This window comes from Acidithiobacillus albertensis (assembly GCF_001931655.1).
Classification (GTDB): domain Bacteria; phylum Pseudomonadota; class Gammaproteobacteria; order Acidithiobacillales; family Acidithiobacillaceae; genus Acidithiobacillus; species Acidithiobacillus thiooxidans.
Genome location: NZ_MOAD01000001.1, coordinates 2,625,590 through 2,647,327, shown reverse-complemented (window position 1 = coordinate 2,647,327; position 21,738 = coordinate 2,625,590). Strand labels below are relative to the sequence as shown.

22 protein-coding genes and 1 tRNA gene are annotated in these 21,738 nt (G+C 56.3%); 10 read left to right on the top strand and 13 right to left on the bottom strand.

Annotated elements, in window-relative coordinates; all coding sequences use genetic code 11:
- Positions 1–37: 37 nt before the first annotated feature.
- Complete coding sequence (locus tag BLW97_RS13610; RefSeq protein WP_065974924.1) at positions 38–1,504, bottom strand: cytochrome ubiquinol oxidase subunit I; 1,467 nt, start codon at positions 1,502–1,504, stop codon at positions 38–40.
- A gap of 330 nt (positions 1,505–1,834) precedes the next feature.
- On the opposite strand from BLW97_RS13610, the gene BLW97_RS13605 reads away from it, so the two are divergent.
- From BLW97_RS13605 to BLW97_RS13595, 3 genes are read left to right on the top strand one after another with little or no spacing between them, the layout of a single operon-like run.
- Positions 1,835–2,701 carry a ferritin-like domain-containing protein gene (locus BLW97_RS13605; RefSeq protein ID WP_031571500.1) on the top strand — a complete coding sequence of 289 codons (867 nt, stop codon included), beginning with the start codon at positions 1,835–1,837 and terminating at the stop codon, positions 2,699–2,701.
- On the top strand, positions 2,694–3,713 hold the full coding sequence (tsaD, locus tag BLW97_RS13600) for a tRNA (adenosine(37)-N6)-threonylcarbamoyltransferase complex transferase subunit TsaD (protein WP_075323440.1): 1,020 nt from the start codon (positions 2,694–2,696) through the stop codon (positions 3,711–3,713). Before BLW97_RS13605 ends, tsaD begins: the two co-directional genes overlap by 8 nt.
- Positions 3,710–4,240, top strand: coding sequence for a tetratricopeptide repeat protein (locus BLW97_RS13595; RefSeq protein WP_075323439.1), 531 nt, complete (start codon positions 3,710–3,712; stop codon positions 4,238–4,240). The genes tsaD and BLW97_RS13595 overlap by 4 nt, the downstream gene beginning before the upstream one ends.
- On the opposite strand, the gene plsY is transcribed toward BLW97_RS13595, so the two are convergent.
- Entirely contained in the window at positions 4,237–4,833 is a 597-nt protein-coding gene (gene plsY, locus BLW97_RS13590; protein ID WP_075323438.1) for a glycerol-3-phosphate 1-O-acyltransferase PlsY, read from the bottom strand. The genes BLW97_RS13595 and plsY overlap by 4 nt on opposite strands.
- A gap of 72 nt (positions 4,834–4,905) precedes the next feature.
- Between plsY and folB the strand changes: the two genes are divergently transcribed.
- Positions 4,906–5,259: a dihydroneopterin aldolase gene (folB, locus tag BLW97_RS13585; RefSeq protein ID WP_075323437.1), complete on the top strand. Its 354-nt coding sequence runs from the start codon at positions 4,906–4,908 to the stop codon at positions 5,257–5,259.
- Here the strand turns inward: folB and rimO are convergent.
- The 3 genes from rimO to BLW97_RS13570 are packed head-to-tail and all read right to left on the bottom strand — an operon-like array spanning position 5,256 to position 7,718.
- A complete protein-coding gene (gene rimO, locus BLW97_RS13580; protein ID WP_075323436.1) occupies positions 5,256–6,599 on the bottom strand; it encodes a 30S ribosomal protein S12 methylthiotransferase RimO in 1,344 nt (447 codons plus the stop codon). The genes folB and rimO overlap by 4 nt on opposite strands.
- Positions 6,596–6,973, bottom strand: a complete 378-nt coding sequence (locus tag BLW97_RS13575; protein WP_010642367.1) for a NifU family protein — start codon at positions 6,971–6,973, stop codon at positions 6,596–6,598. Before BLW97_RS13575 ends, rimO begins: the two co-directional genes overlap by 4 nt.
- A 4-nt stretch (positions 6,974–6,977) precedes the next feature.
- Positions 6,978–7,718 (bottom strand): pteridine reductase, encoded by a 741-nt coding sequence (locus BLW97_RS13570; RefSeq protein WP_075323435.1) that lies wholly within the window; start codon positions 7,716–7,718, stop codon positions 6,978–6,980.
- 9 nt (positions 7,719–7,727) lie between these two features.
- On the opposite strand from BLW97_RS13570, the gene BLW97_RS13565 reads away from it, so the two are divergent.
- Positions 7,728–8,870: a class I SAM-dependent methyltransferase gene (locus BLW97_RS13565; RefSeq protein ID WP_075323434.1), complete on the top strand. Its 1,143-nt coding sequence runs from the start codon at positions 7,728–7,730 to the stop codon at positions 8,868–8,870.
- Positions 8,867–9,217, top strand: a complete 351-nt coding sequence (locus BLW97_RS13560) for an arsenate reductase (protein WP_075323433.1) — start codon at positions 8,867–8,869, stop codon at positions 9,215–9,217. The genes BLW97_RS13565 and BLW97_RS13560 overlap by 4 nt, the downstream gene beginning before the upstream one ends.
- Here the strand turns inward: BLW97_RS13560 and hemN are convergent.
- The gene (hemN, locus tag BLW97_RS13555) at positions 9,199–10,590 is read right to left on the bottom strand and encodes an oxygen-independent coproporphyrinogen III oxidase (RefSeq protein ID WP_207650602.1); all 1,392 of its coding nucleotides are present in this window, start codon (positions 10,588–10,590) and stop codon (positions 9,199–9,201) included. The genes BLW97_RS13560 and hemN overlap by 19 nt on opposite strands.
- 36 nt (positions 10,591–10,626) lie before the next feature.
- A complete protein-coding gene (locus BLW97_RS13550) occupies positions 10,627–11,559 on the bottom strand; it encodes a LysR family transcriptional regulator (protein ID WP_031571521.1) in 933 nt (310 codons plus the stop codon).
- Positions 11,560–11,850: 291 nt separating this feature from the next.
- Here BLW97_RS13550 and BLW97_RS13545 point away from each other — a divergent pair, with 291 nt between their 5' ends.
- Positions 11,851–13,191, top strand: coding sequence for an OprD family outer membrane porin (locus tag BLW97_RS13545; RefSeq protein ID WP_031571524.1), 1,341 nt, complete (start codon positions 11,851–11,853; stop codon positions 13,189–13,191).
- A gap of 35 nt (positions 13,192–13,226) precedes the next feature.
- Positions 13,227–13,772 carry an OmpA family protein gene (locus BLW97_RS13540; RefSeq protein ID WP_075323432.1) on the top strand — a complete coding sequence of 182 codons (546 nt, stop codon included), beginning with the start codon at positions 13,227–13,229 and terminating at the stop codon, positions 13,770–13,772.
- A gap of 112 nt (positions 13,773–13,884) precedes the next feature.
- Here the strand turns inward: BLW97_RS13540 and waaF are convergent, their stop codons facing one another.
- Genes waaF through BLW97_RS13510 form a run of 6 tightly spaced genes read right to left on the bottom strand, consistent with a single transcriptional unit; the run spans position 13,885 to position 20,328 of the window.
- A complete protein-coding gene (gene waaF, locus BLW97_RS13535; RefSeq protein WP_242947813.1) occupies positions 13,885–14,982 on the bottom strand; it encodes a lipopolysaccharide heptosyltransferase II in 1,098 nt (365 codons plus the stop codon).
- A 2-nt stretch (positions 14,983–14,984) separates the two neighbouring features.
- Positions 14,985–15,749, bottom strand: a complete 765-nt coding sequence (locus BLW97_RS13530) for an RMD1 family protein (protein WP_031571531.1) — start codon at positions 15,747–15,749, stop codon at positions 14,985–14,987.
- A 4-nt stretch (positions 15,750–15,753) separates the two neighbouring features.
- The gene (locus BLW97_RS13525) at positions 15,754–17,139 is read right to left on the bottom strand and encodes an FAD-binding oxidoreductase (RefSeq protein ID WP_075323431.1); all 1,386 of its coding nucleotides are present in this window, start codon (positions 17,137–17,139) and stop codon (positions 15,754–15,756) included.
- Positions 17,136–18,221 carry a D-glycero-beta-D-manno-heptose 1-phosphate adenylyltransferase gene (gene rfaE2 / locus BLW97_RS20570; RefSeq protein WP_075323430.1) on the bottom strand — a complete coding sequence of 362 codons (1,086 nt, stop codon included), beginning with the start codon at positions 18,219–18,221 and terminating at the stop codon, positions 17,136–17,138. The genes BLW97_RS13525 and rfaE2 overlap by 4 nt, the downstream gene beginning before the upstream one ends.
- On the bottom strand, positions 18,218–18,583 hold the full coding sequence (locus BLW97_RS13515; protein WP_024893315.1) for a YraN family protein: 366 nt from the start codon (positions 18,581–18,583) through the stop codon (positions 18,218–18,220). The genes rfaE2 and BLW97_RS13515 overlap by 4 nt, the downstream gene beginning before the upstream one ends.
- 8 nt (positions 18,584–18,591) lie before the next feature.
- Complete coding sequence (locus tag BLW97_RS13510; protein ID WP_207650601.1) at positions 18,592–20,328, bottom strand: penicillin-binding protein activator; 1,737 nt, start codon at positions 20,326–20,328, stop codon at positions 18,592–18,594.
- Here BLW97_RS13510 and rsmI point away from each other — a divergent pair.
- A complete protein-coding gene (gene rsmI, locus BLW97_RS13505; protein WP_242947812.1) occupies positions 20,297–21,325 on the top strand; it encodes a 16S rRNA (cytidine(1402)-2'-O)-methyltransferase in 1,029 nt (342 codons plus the stop codon). The two genes, BLW97_RS13510 and rsmI, sit on opposite strands and share 32 nt — an antisense overlap.
- A 13-nt stretch (positions 21,326–21,338) precedes the next feature.
- A tRNA-Phe gene (locus BLW97_RS13500) sits at positions 21,339–21,414 on the top strand.
- Positions 21,415–21,738: the final 324 nt, after the last annotated feature.

The following is a 21,738-nucleotide window of genomic DNA, read 5'->3' as shown; positions in this document are numbered from 1 at the left end:
TCCCCGTCATGATTTTGAGAACGTCAGAAAGCGCTGATCAGCGATCCGAACGCAACATGGGCTTGCTGGCGAAGGTCGGTGTCACATGGCCACCACCGGCTTTAACATCCGTAGCATCCGCATGATCATGATCAAACAGCGTGCTGGAGTCTGGGATCCCGTCCACCCCTTTTTTGATAACGCGGGTAAAGAAGTACCAGGAACCTGCCCACACAGTGAGTTCGAAAATGATGTAACCCACCCACCAGATGATTTCCATGGCGACCGGCATATGGCTGGTTCCCTGATAAGTCCGCATCAGACCGTTTACTACCCAGGGTTGCCGACCGACTTCACGGGTCCACCAACCACACCAGATGGCCAGGTAAGGCAGGAATGCCGAGAACACCAGAGCCCGCAGAAACCACGGACGCTTCCGCAATTCTGTAGCATTGAGCTTGCCACGCAGGCGCAACCAGTTACCCCAGATGGCAATAAAGAAGAGGAAGAAGCCGATGGCTACCATGACCCGGAAAGAGTAGAACGGTACCCAGACATCGGGGCGATCTTTGGCCGGGAAGCTGTCCATACCGGTAACCTTACCATTCAAGGTGTGGGTTTCGAGCAGACTCAGTACATGCGGAATAGTGATGGCAAAGACGTTGCCGTCATTTTTGGCGTTGGGAATGGCAATCAGATGCCAGCCGGTGTTTACCTTGCCGTTGGGCAAATAGGTGTGATAGTGGCCTTCCATAGCCGCCAATGAAGTCGGCTGTGTTTGTGCGACTACACGACCCACGCTGTCACCAATGAATATCTGCAAAGGCGTCACAATGATCAGCGCCAACAGTGCGGGTTTGAGCAGTTTGGTAAACAGGTCCGCATTACGGTTTTTCAGGATGAAAAATCCGCTGAGTCCAACCAGTACAAATAATGCCAATTCCACAGTGGCCACCCACATGTGCGGAAAGCCCCACTGGAAATTGTCATTGAGAATGGCATTCCACCAGTTGGTCACCTGGAACAGTCCATTTTTCAGGACAACACCGTCCGGCGTCTGCATCCAGGAGTTGGCCACCAGAATCCACATGGCCGACAAGCTGGAAGAAAGGCCCACATTGAAGGTTGAAAACAAATGCATACCTTTGCTGACTTTGCCCCAACCAAACACCATCAGGCCGATGAAGCCGGCCTCATACATAAAGGCGGTAATGGTTTCAAAGCCAAGGATGTTCCCGAAGAAGGGGCCGACGGCCTGAGAGAAAGGGCCATAAAGAATACCAAAGGCCATTTCCATGGTAACGCCGGTGGCGACACCGGCGCCGAAATTGATGATGAAGATTTTTTCGACAAAGCGATTGAGTTTGTACCACCGCTCATTGCCGGTACGAAGCCAGGCGACTTCCATGATGAAGAGCAGCCAGGACATGCCGATCGTCAGAGGCGTCCAGAGAATATGCATGGAAGTAATCCAGGCGAAATCCAGACGGCTGAGCAAGATCGGGAGAGAGTTTTCAATGATCATAACTTCCGTCCCCCATAAATTTTGTGAATAAGAAAGGTTTTGTTGCACCTCTACTCTTGCAAGGCTTATGCCAATATTACTAATTACTGTAATGCTTTGATTTGTGTTCGGCCGGTCGAATGTTTGCAGCATTTGCGGTTGATATGCACCGCTATAAAGTGGTTTAAAACCACCAGTGGTGAAAATTAAATAAAACAAAAAAGTGTTATTACTTGTTTATATTATTTATTCAGTCTATCAGGAGAGTCTGATAAATGGCTTTCCGCAGAATCAGGCAGCGCATGTGCTATATTCTGTGTTTTGAATGGTTCTGAAGACAGGTGCGTTGGCATGATGAATGTCACTGAAGAAAAGCAGCATCGGGATTTTGCTACAGAGGTGTTGAGCGCGCTGTTAGCCACAGACCCAACCGAAAAAGTGACACAGGTTCGGGCGCTGCACTGTACGGGTGCAGTCCGGGCGGCACTGTTGCCTTGTCCCGGTGTCCCGGGGCGACCTGCCCGTCCTGAGCTGGTCGCGCCCAAACAATTACCCAGACGCCGGGCGCTGAGCACCCAGGCCGGTCGTTTTGCCCTGCTCCATGCCTTGGCTCACATTGAATTTAATGCCATTAACCTGGCTTTGGATGCGCTGTGCCGTTTTGTCGATCTGCCCGTAGCCTATTATCACGATTGGCTGCAGGTTGCCCAGGAAGAGGCGGAACATTTTGTTCTGCTGCGCGGACTGCTTCAGGCTATGGGCGGTGATTACGGTGATCTACCTGCCCACGATGGTCTCTGGGAAATGGCTATGGATACAGCGACTGATCCTCTGGAGCGTATGGCGCTGGTACCGCGTGTGCTTGAAGCGCGAGGTCTGGATGTGACCCCGGCTATCCGCGAGCGATTGCAGGAAGTCGGGGATAGCGCCGCCGCCGCTGTGCTGGAACGCATTGAAACGGATGAGCGTGGTCATGTGGCCATTGGTAGTCACTGGTTTCGTTATTTGTGTGAACAGCGTGGATTGGATGCAGAGCAGACTTTTCGTCAATTGCTGCAGGAACGCTACCGGGGCCGTATTCAGGGTCCGTTAGCCCTGGAAGCGCGCCGCGCCGGAGGTTTTTCCGAACAGGAGTTGCTGTGGTTACAAAAATGCGTCGTCCAAAATCAGCACCCGGTGATGGGTTCTGCGGCTGAGGAGAAAGCGGCGCATGTCTGAATCGGTCGCCACCCGTATTCTGGGTATTGAAAGCTCCTGTGATGAGACCGGCCTGGCTGTGTATGACAGCCGCCAAGGCTTGTTGGGTGAAGTCCTGTTCAGTCAGATTGCTCTGCATGCGCCTTACGGCGGGGTGGTTCCAGAGCTGGCCTCTCGGGATCATGTGCGCCGGTTACCGCTGCTGCTGGAACAACTCATGCTGCAAACCGGGGGGCAACGCCCCGATGGCGTAGCCGTCACGGCGGGGCCGGGACTGATTGGCGCCTTGCTGGTGGGTGTGAATTTTGCTAGGGCCCTGGCCTTTGCCTGGGATATTCCGGTTATTCCCGTTCATCATCTGGAAGGACATCTGCTTGCCCCCCTGCTCAATGGCGTGGCACCCTTTCCGGCGGTGGCTTTGCTGGTTTCCGGTGGGCATACCATGCTCATTGAAGTGCGGGGGCTGGGTGATTATGTATTGCTGGGTGAAACCCTGGATGACGCAGCCGGTGAGGCTTTCGATAAAGCGGCTAAAATGCTGGGACTGGGCTACCCCGGGGGGCCGGCTTTGGCGGCTCTAGCAGAAGGTGGTGACCCCGAGGCCTTTCGTTTGCCAAGACCGCTTTTGGATCGCCCCGGCATGGACTTCAGCTTCAGCGGATTGAAAACAGCCTTTCGTCTCGCTTCCATGAAAGTTCCTGAAGAGGATATGACCCAGAGAAAAAATCTGGCTGCCAGTTTTCAGCAGGCGGTGGTCGACACCCTGTTTCGGAAATGCCAGCGCGCCTTGCAACACACCGGTCTGAAGCGTTTGATTGTGGCGGGCGGTGTGGGAGCCAATCGTGCCTTGCGCAGTGCTTTGCAAAGCCTGGCTGCAGAGGGCGTAGAATTATGTATCGCCGATGTGGCCCATTGTACGGATAATGCCGCAATGATTGCCCTGGCTGGCGCCCTGCATCCCGAAATGGCCCAGTCTGCCAGTGCTGAGTTCCCGGTACGGGCGCGTTGGTCGCTGGTCAAGGAGGAAGCATGACGGGTGAATCTTTTTCTCTGGATACGGTGGTTGAAGAACGGGCCGCCGTCGATCCGGATTTTCAGCAAGGTCTGGACTGGCAGCAGACCGGTCATCCCGAAGAAGCGGCAGAAGCCTTCAGGCGTTCATTGGACGCGGATCCTGGCAGCGCATTGATCTGGACGTTTTATGCCTGGGCACTGGCAGCATCGGGTGACAGTCATGGTGCAATTGCCGCCTGCCGACGGGCCATCGCCTGTGACGCCGAGTGGGGGCAGGCCTGGAATGATCTTGGCGAATACCTCATGGATACCGGACGGGAAAATGAAGCCCTTTTTGTGATTCGGCGGGCGCTCAAATCCCGGCATTTTGATGCGCCGCATCTGGCGCAAATGAATCTGGCGCGCTATTACCTGCATCAGGGCAGCATGCGCCGTGCCCTGGCCGCTGCCCAGGAAGCACAGCATTTGGCGCCCGGATTTCGTCCTGCCGAAAAGCTCGCGCAATGGATAGACGAACGCATGCAGGAATGGAATATCCGCGATTAGGATTTTTTGAAGGGTGTTTCGCGGCCATCGAGCAGGCGCTGAATATTACTGCGATGTCGCCAGAGGATCAGGATGACCAGCACGATAATCAGGGCACGCAGACTGCTGCTGGCAGACAAAGCGAAAACAAGGGGTATCGCGCTGGTGGCGGCCAGCAGCGCGGCGAGGGAGGACACCCGCATGACGGCAAAAACCACTATCCAGACACCCAGCACCGATAATCCCAGTAACGGCATCAGCGCCAGCAGGATACCCATGGCCGTAGCCACTCCCTTACCCCCCCGAAATCCAAAATAAACGGGATACAAATGGCCGAGAAAAGTCGCCAGTGCGACGGCGGCCAGGATCCAGCCTTCCGCACCCAGCCATCGGGCGACCACAACGGGAATGACGCCTTTGATCAGATCGCCGCAAAGCGTCAGGGCTGCGGCCTTTTTGCCGCCGATGCGCAGAATGTTGGTTGCCCCCGGATTCCCGGATCCGGATTGCCGGGGATCACCCAGGCCCATGGCGCGACCTACCAGAATGGCGGTCGCGATAGAACCGATCAGGTAGGCACCCACAATGAAAACAATATCAATAATGACAGACATGCAGTGCGTTGGCCCGGAAAAGCGCTATTATAGGCCCAGACGCGACGCCTTGTCGCATTTTTCGGGATGCCTATGGATATTCTTTTTGTGCGGGAGCTGAAAGTAGATACCCGCATCGGTATTTATGACTGGGAACGGCAGGTTAAGCAGACCGTTTTGATTGATCTGGAAATTGCCGCCGACACCCATGCTGCCGCCCAATCGGACAAGGTGGAGCAAACCATTAATTATCAGACGGTCTGTCAACGCCTGGTCAGTCACATCAGTGCTTCTGAAGTGGAGTTGGTGGAAACCCTGGCCGAGCAGATTGCGGATATTGTCCGGGGTGAATTTGCTGCGCGTTGGGTACAGGTGACGGTGCATAAACCGGCGGCGGTGCGGGGCACCCGTGATGTGGGGGTGCGTATAGAAAGAGGCAAGGATTAACCCAGACTGAAACAGTCTGCGTAGAGGTCGTGGTCGTCCGCCCGAGTGATCTGCACGGCCAGACGGTCACCGACCTTGAGGCCGCCCGCATTACTCAGGTGGACCACACCGTCTATTTCCGGCGCATCGCTGACCGAGCGGGCTATGGCCCGGCCCCCGCGTTCCAGGGCATCTACCAGCACCTCACGACGCTGACCCACATGCCGCTGGAGCCGTGCACGGCTGATGCTTTCCTGCACCCGCATGAATTCGGCGCGACGTTCTTCCCTGACTGCTTCCGGAACAGCGCCCGGCAAGGCGTTGGCGGGTGCGCCTTCGACCGGAGAGTAGGCAAAACAGCCCACCCGGTCCAGTTCGGCAACGCGCAGAAAATCCAGCAGTTCTGAAAATTCGGCTTCGGTTTCACCGGGAAAGCCGACAATAAAAGTGCTGCGGATGGTCAAATCGGTCACCTGTTGCCGCCAATGAGCAATGCGTTCCAGCGTTTTTTCGGCAGCAGCAGGGCGGCGCATGGCCTTGAGAATCCGGGGGCTACCATGCTGCAGGGGCGCATCCAGATAAGGCAGGATTTTTCCCTCTGCCATGAGCGGCAGCAATTCATCAATATGGGGGTAGGGGTACACATAGTGCAAACGCACCCAGACACCCAACGCTCCCAGCGCCGCACAAAGATCGGTGATCCGGGTTTTGATGGGGCGCCCATCGTGAAAGGCCGTGCGATATTTGCGGTCGACGCCGTAAGCTCCGGTGTCCTGGGAAATCACCAGCAATTCCTGGACGCCTCCAGAAACCAGGGCTTCGGCTTCCCGCAAAATATCACCGGGTTCGCGACTGACCAGTTTGCCACGCATGCTGGGAATAATGCAGAAACTGCAGGTCTGGTTGCAGCCTTCGGAAATTTTCAGGTAAGCGTAGTGCGCCGGAGTCAGGCGCAGACCCTGGGGAGGAACCAGATCGGTATAGGGGTCATGGAGGGGCGGTAGCGCGCTGTGTATGGCCTTCAGTACCGCGCCAGACTGCTGGGGACCCGTAACAGCCAGCACCCTGGGGTGCACATTGCGGATAAAGTCCCCGTTATCCTTGGCCCCCAGACAACCGGTGACGACCACCTTGCCATTTTCATCGAGGGCTTCGCCAATGGCTTCCAGCGATTCTGTCACCGCTGCGTCAATAAAACCGCAGGTGTTGACTACCACCACATCGGCGTCGGCGTAATCGCCTACCAGCAGGTAGCCCTCAGCCCGCAACTGGGTAAGGATACGCTCGCTGTCCACGGTGGCTTTGGGGCAGCCCAGGCTGACGAAGCCGACTTTCGGGGTTTTGCTGGGAGGATTGTTCAAAAGGTATTACTCACGCTGACGACTCCGGGGACGGCACCGACAATGCGTTCCACCACCTGTTTGAGATCAATGACCGCGTTGGGACAGCCCGCGCAGGCACCCTTCATGCGCACCCGGACATCGCGCTGGATAATGTCTACCAGTTCAATATCGCCGCCGTCGCGCATGAGAATGCGGCGCACGGTGTGCACGGCTTCGGCGACCGCCTCGGGGTCGGGCAGGGGGTCATCCGGACCATAACGCTTCTGGCGGTCCAGTCCACGGGCGGCCATGGCCTGGGCATGGGCAATTTTGGCTGCGGCCAGCGGGTCCTGCTCTTCCAGAGCATCCAGTTCTTCTTCGCTGTAAAAGCGGATGGGGGCTTTGCTGTTCATGGAATCAATATAACATGCGCCCGCCATCGACGACGAGGTTATGGCCGGTGGTATATTGGGCGTCAAAAAGCAGATAAGCCACCGCCGAGGCGATATCCTGGGGATTCCCTACCCGCTTCAGGGCGTTGCGCTCCAGCAGTGCCTGTTTATCTCCATCCGGAGGGTCCTGGTTTTCTGCCCAGAGCACTACGCCGGGAGAAACACTGTTGACGCGAATATCCGGACCCAGTTCTTTGGCCAGGGAGCGGGTCAGCGCCAGCAGACCCGCTTTAGTGACGCTGTAAGGCAAATAAGATCGCAGGGGAATCTCGCCATGAATGTCACCGATGTTGACTACGGCTCCGTGACTGCGGCGTAAATGGGGGGCTGCTGCCTGGGTCAGGAACAGGGGCGCACGCAAATGAATGGCCTCCATTCGCTGCCAGTCCTCAGGCGTGATGTGCGCAAAAGGGCTGGACTGATAAATGGAGGCGTTATTGACGAGACCATCCAGGCGGCCGAAATGCGCCATGCTGGCAGCAATGAGCTGGGCGGGGAAATCCACGGCGGCCAGATCCCCGGCGATCAGCAGACACTCTGTACGGTATTGATGGCGCAGTTCGGCGGCCAGGGCTTCGGCATCACTGCGGGATCGCCTATAATGCAGGACCAGCTGGCAGCCTTCGGCGGCCAGTTGCCGGGCGATGGCGGCCCCCACCCTGCGGGCGGCGCCAGTGATCAGAACAACTTTTTCGGTAGATTTCAAGAGGATTCCATGCGCGCAGAGCGTCCCGATTTTTTAACCCATTCCCAGGGAGGGCGCAAGGCCAGCCTGCCGGTTCCGGATGCTGCTGCGCAAGCGCATTCGGCGCTTTTGTTGGAGCGGATTCGTGCTGAAATTCAGGCGGCAGGGGGTGTCATTTCCTTTCGCCGCTACATGGAGATGGCGCTGTATACCCCCAGCTTGGGATATTACATGGCGGGGCAAAACCGCCTGGGTGCCGACGGCGATTTTATGACCGCTCCGGAGATGGGTTCGCTGCTGGGCAGGGTGTTGGCACGGGTGCTGGCCCCGTTGCTACAAACGGATGCGCGCAGTGACGGTATCCTTGAATTTGGGGCAGGCCGTGGCTTTCTGGCGCAACAAATTCAGCAATGCCTGCCGATGATTCCTTACACGGTGCTGGAACTCAGCCCCGATCTGCAGGCACAGCAACGGGCAATGCTTCCCTCAGTCAATCATGTGCAACAGTTACCCGCGCACTGGCGCGGCGTCATGCTGGCCAATGAGGTGCTGGATGCCATGCCGGTAGTGGTCGTCGAAACAGATGATCGGGATGTGTTGCGGGAACGCGCGGTGCGCTGGAATGGAGAAGGGCTGGAATGGGCCTGGATGCCGGAGCCTTATGGCATTGGGGCACTCGACCCCGGTCTGCTGCCGCTGATGGCGCAGTGGCCTGAACATTACCGTACTGAATTACACCCTCTGGCCACCGCCTGGATGCGGGAAGTGGCGGATTCCCTGCAGTCCGGGGCGTTGATCCTGATTGATTACGGCCATGAGGCGGGCGAGTATTATCATCCTCAACGTCAGACGGGCAGTTTGCGCGCCTATTATCGCCAACACTGGCTGGATGACCCGTTTTATTGGCCGGGATTATGCGATCTGACGGCCCATGTGAATTTCAGCGCACTGTTACGTGCTGCGCCAAGGCTCGGTCTGGAAGTGGATTTTTATGGAAATCTCGCCCGTTTTCTGGTGGAGCATGGTCTCGCTGACGTTTATGCGGAGATGGCCGCCGGGCAGGAGGTCGCAGCCCTTTTTGCATTGAATAATGAAATTAAACGCCTGACCCTGCCTCAGGAAATGGGTGAAAGTTTCAAGGTGTTGATTCTGAAAAAGAGAGAAAAAATATGACGATAAGCATTTACGGTATTCGCAATTGCGATATGATGAAAAAAGCTTTTGCCTGGTTGAACGCGCAAGGCTTGCCTTACGATTTTCATGATTACAAAAAAGCCGGAGTGGCCCTGACAGACCTGCAGCATTGGGCGACGCTGTGTGGCTGGGAAGCCCTGATTAATCGCAAGGGCACGACCTGGCGGCGTTTGCCCGAAGCCGCACGTGACAGCCAGGATGCAGACACGGCTTTTGCCTTGATGATGGCGCATCCCAGTCTGATCCGTCGCCCCATTCTCATCAGCGGTGATCAGGGCGTGTTGGGCTTTGATCCGGAACGCTGGCTTCAGATCACCCGAGAGTAACGGACCGACTTTTGTGGCAGGTACGCATCAAAAACCATACAGACATGACGGATCAGGAGACGGCCTTGGGGCGTTACCTGCAACTTTTCTGCATCCATCTGAATCAGTCCGTCCTCTTCCAGTTGCTTCAGGGCGGGCAGGCAATCGTTAAAATGGGTTCTGAAATGGATGCCGTATTGCTGCTGTAGTGCCGCAAAATCCAGGCGAAAATCGCAGGTCAGCCGGTTGATGATATGCCGGCGCAGCAGGTCTTCCTCATTCAGGCGTATGCCCTTTTCCACGGGAAGATGACCATGATCCAGCCGCTCTCCCCAGGTATCCAGGTCTTTGATATTCTGGCTGTAATTGGGGCCGACCATGGCAATGGCACTCATGCCGAAGGCGAGCAGGTCACTGCCCGCATGGGTGGAATAGCCCTGGAAATTACGATAGAGGCTTCCTTCCCTTTGGGCCAGGGTCAGTTCGTCTTCTGGTAAGGCGAAATGATCCATGCCGATATACACATACCCGGCTTGCTGCAGTGTTGAGATACTTTCCGTGAGAATGCGCAGCTTGTTTTCGGGAGAGGGAATATCCGTTTCCAGGATGCGCCGCTGTGCCGGAAAGCGTTCGGGGAGATGGGCGTAATTGAATACCGATAATCGATTGGGGCGGAGGGTAATCACTGCTTCCAGGGTGCGGGCAAAACTTTCCGGAGTTTGTAACGGCAAGCCATAAATCAAATCCAGACTGATGGAGCGAAAACCCAGGGACCTTGCCTCAGCCATCACTTCAGCTAACAGTTCCAGACTTTGTTCCCGATGTACGGCTTTTTGCACGGCAACATCCAGATCCTGCACGCCAATACTGATGCGGTTAAATCCGAATTCCCGGAGGCGCTTGAGGGTGCCCGGTTCCAGAGCGCGGGGATCAATTTCAATACCATATTCTCCCTGATCATCGGGGAGGAGCTGAAAATGCCGATGAATACTGTTCAGCAGAGTGGTCAGGTCATTCTGACGCAAAAAGGTGGGGGTGCCACCGCCAAAATGCAGCTGTTCTACCGGACGGCTGGCATCCAGATGCTTGAGATACAACGCCATTTCTTTTTCCAGGCGCGCGACATAAGGGCCGCCCCATTCGTGATGGCGGGTGACTACCTTGGTGCAGGCGCAATAAAAACAGAGGTGTTCACAAAAGGGAATATGAAAATACAGGGACAGTGGCCGAGCTTGATGGTTGGACGTCTGTAGCGCGCTGATCAGGTCGGTCTCGTCAAAATCGGTGTGAAAGTGCGGCGCTGTCGGATAAGAGGTATAGCGCGGCCCCGCCTGATCGTAACGCCGGATGAGATCGGAATCGACAATCACGCTTTGTTCGGAATCAATGTGCACGGGGACGACCTCTGTCAGACAGGGAATTAGCTCAGATCATACGCCCTGAATATCTTTTACTCCAAGTAGATTTGCAGCCACACTGGCTCGGATTTCATCCAGAAAGGCGCGCATGTGCTCTTGTTCCGACTGCTCAGCCGTGGTGGCTGCCTGCAAAGTCTGCCAAAGACCTTGGGAACCCAGTGGCAGGGCGCGCACATAACCCTTTTCACCGTAGCTCCCCACCGCCCAGGAAGGGAGGGCGGCAATACCCTGACCGGAGGCGACCAGTTGCAGGATGATGACCGTCAGTTCGGCGTGACGCCGGCGCCAGGGCTGGATACCAGCGGGTTGCAGAAACTCCCGGAATAAATCCAGACGTCGGTCTTCTACCGGATAGGTGATGAGGGTTTCCTCCAGAAAATCGGCGGGCTCCAGATAAGGCTTGCTGGCCAGGGTGTGGCGAGGATTGACCAGAGCGACCACTTCGTAGGCAAACAGGGGATGCAGGACAATGTCCGCAGCCATGGCATCAGGAGCAGTCAGTACGGTCAGATCAGCCTGATGACTTTGCAGGAGGGGCAGAGGGTCCTGTTGAAAACCGGACACCAGGTCCATCTCGACGTCCGGCCAGTTTTCCCGGAAACGATCCATGGCCGGGGTCAGCCAGTCAAAGCAGGTATGACATTCCACGGCAATACGCAGACGTCCACTGTTGCCCAGTGCCCGGCGTTTAAGTTCTTCCTGCAACTGCCGCACGCGGGGCAGAACTTCCCGCGCCGCCGCCAGCAATTCTTCGCCGGCAGGGCTGAGGCGTAGTTGGCTGCCCCGTTCGCGGTCCAGAATATTGACACCAAATTCCGCTTCCAGACCCCGGAGCTGATGGGACAGGGCGGACTGGGTCAGATGCAGGCGCTGGGCTGCGGCAGCCAGACTTCCAAACTGGGCGACAGCTTCGATGGTGCGCAGGTGGCGGATTTCAATGGGCATGGCAGACTCGAATCAGGAGGTTTCCAGAATGCATTGTCCCACGATCATCGCGTCCTGCAACATGCTTTAATCCTCGAAACGGCAGTCGGAGCGGGCCAAAGTCGCTACAAAGCCCCAGGCCCACCGCCGTTTTTAGAATGATGGATTCCTCTTTCAACCTGTTTCTGTCATAATCGTTATATTTATATGGAAATAACGTCACAAAAGGTTCATAAAACTGTCATCATCTTGTCACATAGCCTCGTTATTATGCCCACAGTGTTGCAAAGAACCCTAAATCGAGGAGGTCACATGTTGAAGAAAAACCGCGTTGCTGTTGCACTGTTTGCTGCCCTGAGCGGATTTGCTGCCGTCGCTCATGCCGACAGCAGTTCCACAGGAAATACCCTGGCTGACTTTTTTATGCACAGCAAGGTAGATGGACAGATTCGTTCTTACTACTTTGATCGCTTTTTTGGAAAGAATGCCACAAATCTCAGCGCCTTCTCGCTGGGTGGCTACATTAACGTGCATACGCCTTCTGCGGCGGGTTTCAGTGCTGACGTAGGTTTTTATACAGCCAACAGTCTGGGCGCCAATCGCGTTAATCCTGATGTGACCTTGATGGGCAAGGCCGATTCCATCAATGCCTTGGGTCAGGCTTATCTGCAATATGCCATTCCCGATGTGGTGATGATTCGTGCCGGTAACCAGGAAGTGAACACGCCTTTTGTCAACGGTTCTGATTCCCGCATGATTCCGGCTACCTATCAGGGTATTTTTGCGCAGGTGACCCCTTACTGCGGCTGGAATATTTACGGCATGCGGATGTTCCGCTGGAAGAGTCGCACCTCCGGTGACTATTACCGCGATAACCTGTATTACAACACCGGTTTCGACGGTGACCCCATTTATGGTGGCGCCGCTGACCTGCCCGCAACTACGCCAGCTTCTAATGGTATTTTGGCGTTTGGTACAAGTTACAAGAGGTACGGTATCAACGCTCAGGCCTGGTATTACAACTTCTATAATTTTACCAATATGTTTTACGGTGATGCCAGCTATACCCTGAAAACTGGCATGGGGCTGGATCCATTCCTGGGCGGTCAGGTGGTACGCGAGTGGGATGCCAATAGTCGTCTTAATGGTGCCTACGGAGCAGGTAAAGTAGATGGTTTCCAGGGCAACGGCGTCAACAGCACTGCCTGGGGTATAAAAGGTGGTGTCAAATATAACCTGGATAACGCTATTTTCGGCAAAGGGGCACTGACAGCCGCTTACAACGAAATCGAATATCATCCTGGAGCCATCGGTGGTGGTGCCATTGTTTCGCCCTATACCGTCGGTTATGCGACAGATCCCCTCTATACCACTTCCATGATTCGTGGTCTGGTGGAAATGGGTCCCGGTCATGGCTTTAAAATTGGCCTGAGCCAGCATTTTCTTAACAACAGCTTTTTGTTCCAGACGGCTTACGCCCAGTACCATCTCCAGGCGGCAGGTTATGCCAACGATATCTATGGTGATCTGACTTACTTCCCCAAGGGCTTCCTCAAGGGTTTGTCCATTCGTGACCGGGTGGAAGTGGCCCATGGTGATCTTTCGACCGGCTACTTCATCTACAACCGCGTGATGTTGACCTACGCATTCTAAGCTGACGCATACTGCGAACCTCAGGGAGAACAATGATGATTGCCAAAAAACATATATTACTCGCGGTAATGGTGATGGCGGCGGCGGGTTGTGCGGAAGCCCCCTTTCAGGGCTGTCCTGCCAACAAGGCACCGGTAGCGGCACCTGTGCCGGCCCCGGCTCCTGCGCCCGTTCCTGTTCCGGCCCCCATTGCACCAGTGCAGCGTACGGTTCTGCAGAGCAAACCCATTACCATCACGGGTATCAACTTCAAGCTGAATTCTGCCAAGCTTATGAGTCATGACATCCAGGTTCTGGATCAAGTGGCGGATTTTGCCCAAAAGCACAGCAGCGCGGTACTGGATGTCAATGGTTACTGCAGTAAGGTAGGCAGCTACGCCTACAACCAGCGTTTGTCAGAACAGCGCGCTGACAGTGTTGCTCGGTATCTGGAAGCGCACGGTGTGTCCCGTTCGCGGATGGTGCTGAAGGGCCATTCCTATAATGATCCGGTCGCCAGCAATGCAACGCCGCAGGGTCGTTTTGCCAACCAGCGGGTGGAAATCAATTCGACCATTCAGGTGGAAAAAACCGTCAACTAACGGTCAAGGTATCGCCTGAACATGTAACGATTTTACCTCTGCAATGCTCATGGCATTGCTCCTCCTCTCCTCGCCCCGCTCTGCGGGGCTTTTTTATTCCGGGTATTTCGGATTATCGAGAGGAGAGCTGCTGGAGAACCTGTTCGGGAAGCAGATCTTCCATGCAGCGGTGGTGCTTGAGAGGGCATTCTCTTTTGCCGCAGGGGCTGCAGGAAAGTCCCAGACGCAGGGCCACGGCGCCGGGTGATAAGGGCGGAGTCATTTGCAGGGGGGTTGATCCATAGAGGGCTATGACCCGGCTGCCGACGGCCCCGGCAATATGCATCAGACCCGAGTCATTACTGACGGTGATTTCTGCCAGAGAGAGCAGGTCGATGACTTCTGTGAGGCTGGTACGCCCACCCAGATCAAGCACTGTCGGGACAGCTTGCGCGATGGCCTGGGTGATTTCGGTGTCTTTCGGACTGCCGAAAAGCCACACCGGTCGTCCTGCCTGAGTCAGTTGCCGGGCCAGACTGATCCAATGGCGTACAGGCCAGCGTTTGGCCGGGCCATATTCTGCCCCGGGTGCGAGTGCCACCAGTCCTGCACCGGGATTTTGGATATTCAGACGTTGCAGCGTGACGGCAAGTGCAGCATGATCCACCATCAGACGCGGTGCGGGTAAATGCTTGGGTTGCGGCAAACGTCGTGGTAACCCCAGGGCCACAAAACGATCTACTGTCCGTGGCAGGCGTTTTTTATCCAGGTGGTGGCGGTCATTGAGCAGCATTTTTCGGGCATTGCTGCCAAAGCCGCTGCGGTTGGGAATCTGGGCCCAGTAAGGAACCAGTGCGGATTTCAGGCTGTTGGGCAAACAGATAGACCAGTCATAATCTTCTTTCTGGAGGGTTTCGGCGATACGGCGGCGTTCTTTCCAGCCCAGTTTGCCGTGGGGAATATCCAGAGGAATGCCGCGCCGCACTTCTGCTATGCGCAAGGCAACTGGCAGGCTGGCCAGCGGGGCAAGGACATCAATCTGCAGCTTGGGCCAGCGCCGGCGCATGACCTGCAATAATACTTGCGCCATGACCATGTCGCCTACCCAGGCAGGACCCACCAGCAGCAGGCGGGCCGGATCATAAGCCCGGGCCAGGCGGGTATTATGGGCGACAAACGCGTCTTCTTCGGCGTAAGGCGGTTCGATGGTTTCCGGTAAAGCCTCTGACATGTTCATTTGCCCAGAAGCATGATCAGCGCTTCCGCCGTAATCAGGATGATGATGATCCATTCCAGAACAGTCTCACGATTATGGCGACTAGCAACAATCATAATTTCAAGTCCTTCGTGAATCGCATCAAGTTTTTCATCCAGGGCGCGGAAACGGCTGGTGAGTTCCAGATCGGCGGAAAGCTCCCGGGAGAGTATTTCCAGCCCTGGCGTTTCCCAGACAATGTCCGGATTATCCAGCACCGCAAGACGCGACAGGATTTCGGTGCGGGTCGCGGAGGTGGAGGCCAGAAAACGCAGATGACTACCCCGGCGTCCGGGAAGACGACCGGTACGGGTGACCTCGGAGAGTAAGTTCAAGGTGGTTTCCAGAAGAGTTTCGACGGCTTCCTCGTGGAGTTCGAGGGCGAGGCTTTGGGCCAGGCGCAAAGCCACCAGGAGGATGCGCTCTTCATCCAGATGCTTGAGGGTTACGCCATCCCGGCCGACGGCATCCCGCTCACCGGTTTTGATGAATAATTCTTCGACTTTCGGATTGCTGATGGCGGTGAACTGAGCCTGGACGCTGGCAATAATCCGCGCCTGCAGGGCCGGTCCTGCCCCAAAAAAACAAAGCACCCCGGAACGAAACATGGCTACCCAGGCATCTCCGTCGCGGAGCAGGCGGTGGGCGGGATTATTATCTACCAGATCCATGTCGAAGGTTTCGTCCCAGTTTTTCAGGGCAATATGGCGCACGGGTTGAATGGCGTGAAGAATACTACTCATACATTTATCCTTCGGGGAGTAATTTGCCAGGATTCAAAATGCTCTCTGGATCAAACAGTTTTTTGATGGCACGCTGAATACTGAGATTTTCGGGGCTGAGTTCCAGCGGTAAAAATTCCCGTTTGGTAGAGCCGATGCCGTGCTCGCCGGAAAGCGTGCCGCCCAGGCGGAGGACCGTCTGAAAGAGTTTTTGCAGACCCTGACGGGCATGGCGCATTTCCTCATGGTTTTCGGGGTGCACCAGAAAATTGACATGAAGATTGCCGTTCCCGGCATGGCCAAAGCTGACAATGTGCAGGGATTGTTCTTGGGCAATGGCTTCAATGGCTTCCAGTAAATCGCGCAGACGACTGACCGGGACGACCACATCTTCGTTGATTTTCAGAGGGGCCATGGCTTTGGTGGCTGGAGACAGGGATTTGCGCGCCGCCCAGAGTGCTGCCGTGGCCTGGGCATCTGTGGCCTCCAGGATTTCCAGATTACCGTCTCCAGCAAGGGCCTGGCGCACGGCTTCCAACTGGGCGGGGATGGTTTCGCTTTCGCCGTCGACTTCGACCATCAACAGCGCCTGACTGGCAGCGGGCAGGTCTGTTGCGGCGCCCATACTGCGTACGGCCGCCAGGGCATGAGGATCCATGAGTTCCAGGGCGCTGGGTGTATGTCTTTGTGCCATGACCCGCTGGACCGCCGCGCAGGCGCTGGCGGTATTGGCATAGGCCGCGCGAAGCGTGGCTTTGGCCATGGGCAGGGGCAGCAGGCGCAGGGTGACTTCGGTAATCAACGCCAGCGTACCTTCACTCCCCACCAGTAAACGGGTCAGATCATAACCGACCACGCCTTTGCTGGTACGCACTCCACAGCAGAGGGTTTCCCCGCAGCCGGTGACGGCGCGCAAACCGAGCACATAATCCCGGGTCACCCCGTATTTGACAGCATGCGGCCCCCCGGCATTCATGGCGAGATTACCACCAATCCGGCAATAGGGACTGCTGCCCGGATCAGGAGGATAAAAAAGCCCGTCCTGAACAACATGGTCATTGATGGCGGCGGTAATCATGCCTGCTTCTACCGTGATGGTCCGGTCTGCCGGGCTGTAATCACAAACTTCCTGCATGCACTCAAAACTGATGACGGCGCTGCCGGGTACCGGTTGCGCGCCGCCGACATTGCCCGACCCGGCCCCTCTGGGGATCAGCGGTAAATGATGGCGACGGGCGATGTGGACAATAGCCTGCACTTCTTCATGACTCCGGGGAAAAAGCACCAGGGCTGGGAGACAGCTTCCCGGGGTGTCATCACGGCTGTAAATGGACAGGGTATCGCTGTCATCCCGAACTCTCTCGGTGTCGAGAGCTGCACGCAGTGCCGGAAGAATGACGGCGATGCTCATGGTCGGGAATTCCGGATTTTCTGTAAGAGGGCGGAGGTGCTGCGTTCGTGCCGGAAAGGAATGCTGAGCACGCGACCGCCGCGCGCCTGGACCTCGCGGGTACCGACGATGCGTTCCACCGGCCAGTCGCCGCCCTTGATCAGGACGTCAGGCTGCAGTTTTTCGATGAGTTGCAAGGGGGTGTCTTCATCAAAAGTGGTGACGAAATCCACGGACTGCAGGGCCGCGAGTACCGCCATCCGATCGTCTTCCGGATTGATCGGGCGATCAGCACCCTTGCCGAGTCGACGCACGGAGGCATCACTGTTCACGGCGACAACCAGACAGGCGCCTTCCGCGCGGGCTTCGGCGAGATATTGGACATGACCACGATGCAGGACATCAAAAACCCCATTGGTGAACACCAGTGGACGACGATAATTGCAGGCCTGCCTGAGCAGCTCCCGGTCGTGCAGAATCCGTCCGGAAAATGACGCGACGCTATGGGGCGGAATTGGATTTTCGGCAAAGGCTGCGTCCACATCGCTGCAAAGGGCATGAATGATGACCAGATGGACTTCCTGGATGCGCGCTGTACTGGTTTCGGGGACGCGCAGTTCAATATCCGCCGCCCCCAGCAGGCCGGCAAGTTGTCCGCCATCCTTGCCGGTCATGGCCAAGGTCCACATGCCCCGAGCCCGGGCCGTACGGATGGCCTGCAGGACGTTTTCGGAATTGCCGGAGGTACTGAAAGCTACCAGACAATCGCCGGGTCGGCCCAGGGCCTCCACCTGACGGGCGAATACCTGCGGGTAGGCAGAATCATTGGCAATGGCGGTCAAGACGCTGCTATCCGTGCTGAGGGCAACGGCGGGAAGGGCCATGCGATTACTTTCAAAGCGGTTGACCAGTTCGGAGGCCAGATGCTGGGCATCTCCCGATGAACCACCGTTGCCGCAACATAAAACCTGGCCGCCGTTCTGCAGTGTGGCTATCAGTCTTGCACTGGCGTCGGCGAAAGGTGCGGCGAGACTCTGTGCAGCATGTTCCTTGGTGGCGATGCTGGCGCGCAAGGCGGTATTTATCCGGTTAGGCATGGTCATGGGCTGGGCACTCTGAAAGCATCGCGAATCCACTCCGGCGCTGCGTCACCGTCAATGGCAATCACGTCAAACCGGCAAGGACGCAGACCATGCCGGGGATTACGCAATAAAAAATATTCGGCAGCGCGAATCAAACGCTGCTGCTTCCGATGGTTGACGCTGGCGGCGGCAGACCCTTGCCGATTATGGGTGCGCTGGCGCACTTCCACGAACACCAGCGCCTCATTATCGAGTACGATCAGGTCGATTTCCCCGGAACGGCAACGAAAATTGCGCAACAGCAATTTTAGTCCGGCCCTCAGCAGCAAAGCTAAAGCGCGATCCTCACCTTGCTGACCGAAATTTTGGCGCGGCGAAGGCATGCGTTAATTTAGCTGCCGGGTTTGGGAATGGCTGGTAAAGGCACAATAGCGCCATTCTCTACTTCCATCCATTCCATGTCACGCACGATGCGGCCCTCTTTACCAAAATGTAAGGTTCCGGTGGCGCCTTTGAGAGGCTGGCTAAATTGTTTGGCGAGGATTTTATCGGCAAGCTGGTAGGCATCCAGACCAAAAGCGGCCATCCGCCACTGCGCATCACTGGCATTGGGCAGGCTCGTGTGGAGGAGTGCAGCGGCCTGTGGCTTGGTCGTAGCCGGTTGAATAACCCAGGGCATATCCACGGACTCGATTCCGGAGAGATTTTGCGCATTGCTCGGGAGGGTGGCCCCATGTAAAAGCGCCGGACTGAAAATCGGGATATGACTGTTGATGGAACGAATAGCAGAGACTGCAGCGTTGGCATTTTTGCTGTCTGCGACCAGGAAAACAAAATCATGCGTTGAGCTGGTCCCGCTGAGCAGTTGCTGCGCCTGACCATTCAGAGAATGACCAGGTAGATAGGTGGCGACTCCTGCGACACTGCCACCCAGTTTTTTCCAGGTATCAATAAAATCGGCCTGAATGGCAGCGCCACTGGAATCCTGCGGATACAACACGTAGACCCGTCGATAGCCTGCTGCATAGCCCTGATTGGCAATCTGACGCGCCGCAACATCCCGACTCAGACTGAAAGTATATAACCCCGGTTGTTGTACCCCGGCATCGGAACCCAGAGCAATAACCGGAGGATCTGAAGGTTTGCGTACACTGGCCACGGCATTGATGTCCTGCGGTAACAATGGCCCGACAAATATCTGGCAACCTTCCTTGACTCCGCGCTCAAAGAGTACGGCGGTATAACTGGGATTCCCGGTACTTTGCAGCAGCTTGACGGCCGGCCCGGAGGTCAGCTGTGCCGCCGTTTCCATGCCGGCACTGAGGGCCTGGGAAAGTCCCGCATAACTACCGGTGGAGGGAAGCAGTGCACAAATACTGCCCTCCTGACTGCTGGTAGTATCGGCGACGTTCAGTTCGTCATGGCTGGTAAAATTGATGGGCGGGTGGCCAGGATGCGCGGCCATCCAGGCATTGATAGCGGCTTTGCGTTGATCCGGATCAGGATTATGGCGACTGATCAGGGCAATGGCGAGCCATTCCTGTACCAAAGGATTACCACTGCGTCCCTGCCAGTTTTGAATGCGCGCCGAGGAAACAGAGTCCAGAAGAGCATGAATACGCTGATGGTTTTTGTGGATGGCTGCGCCGCTGAGCAGGCTGTCCCGTTCTATCAGAAAATTCAGGGCGGTCAGTTCATGCCCCTCTTGCGTGTATAAAGTGGCCAGGGTTCCCATGGCCTCGGCCCGCACCTCCTGCGGTGTGCTGGCGATGGTCAGTAATTCTTCGAGATTGCCTTTGGCTCTGGGTGTCTGTCCCTGATCCATCAATCCCTGGGCGCGTACCCACAAGGCTTGTCCCCGTAAACCGTTATCGTCATGTTCCAGGCGCAGGACTTCATTGGCGAGGAGTACCGCTACTGGAGCCCTGTTGCCCTGCAGGGAGGCTTGGGCAGCCTTCAGCAAATACTGGAGTTGTGTCTTGCCCTGAACGGCCGCCGCCGCCTTGATGTAGTCTTTGGCGGCTTCCAGGTCATGCCCCTCTGCGAGTAACGCATCTGCTTGCCGGGCACTTGCCGCTTCAGGAGCGTTTGCCGCAGTGGCTACAGGAGCCGGAGCGGTACTGAGCACGGGCGCCGGCTTATGTGGCATACTCGCGCAGGCGCTCAAGGCGGCGGCGACAGCCAGGGTGGCGGTCAAACGTGGCAAATGGAATAAACTGGTCGGCAGTTTCATGAGCAGAGTGTATGGAGAATGGAGCAGTGGTTCAATGACTGAAATGCATTCCGGGCTGTTGACGATTATCGCCACCCCCATCGGCAATCTGGAGGATCTTTCGCCACGGGCCGGGCAGGCCATTGCGGGTGCCAGCCTGATCCTGGTGGAAGATCGCCGTCATGCCCAGCGCTTGTTCCAGCATCTTGGTGTACAGCCCAAAACTATGGCCCTGCACGAACATAACGAGCGGGCACTGGCCCCGCAAATTGCCCAGCGCATAGCCGCCGGTGAGCAGATTGCCCTGCTTTCTGATGCCGGGATGCCGTTAATTTCCGATCCTGGTTTTCCATTACTGGCGTTGCTGCGCGAACAGCAGTTACCGGTCACCATTATCCCCGGGCCCAATGCCGCTGTGGCCGCGTTGTCTTTGTCTGGCTTGCCCAGTGATCGCTTCAGTTTTGAAGGATTCTTACCCGCCAAAGCGGGCGCCCGTCGGGCGCGTCTTGCGGTGTTGCAGTCGGAATCACGAACCATGATTTTTTATGAGGCCCCCCATCGCATTGTGGCAACAATAACGGACATGGCGGAACTTTGGGGTCTGAATCGACCTGCAGCGCTTTGCCGGGAGCTGACCAAAATCTATGAGGAATGTATCCGGGATTCTCTGGGCGGGCTGCTGGAGCAACTGTCTCAGCACCCCGATAAGGTGCGTGGCGAAATGACTTTGATACTCGGCGGGGCGCCTGAACAAGACCCGGGTGAACAGGAAGCGGATCGCTGGCTCGCCCCTTTGCTCGAGGAGTTGCCACTGACCCAGGCGGTGCGAATTGCTGAAGCGCAAAGCGGAATGGCCCACCGTCTTTTATATCGTCGCGCCCTGGCCTTGACTTCCGGGCGTGAGCCCGCTTAAATACGCGCTCTTGGCCCAGGTAGCTCAGTCGGTAGAGCAGAGGACTGAAAATCCTCGTGTCGGCGGTTCGATTCCGTCCCTGGGCACCATATAAATCAAACGATTAGCGATAACTGGTTCGACTACATCTAATCTACGGCTGTATCTTTTGATGGAAGCGATTCCGGCGAATGTGGTCCTGGAGATGGTGCTTACACGCCACCCTGCTATAACCATCATAGCCCTCTGTACATAAGCTACATGCTAGTGCCCATCTGGCTTGGGCATGTCTTGGGCAACGCGCCATTTTCCCAGGATTTTCCCATGTGGGACCCTTGTGTTTACTGGCTTATAAATTGACAGAAAATTGGTTTGTCAATCTGGGGGGGGGGGGCTGTTAAATAACCGTTACCGTAACAATTTCATGGTGTTTT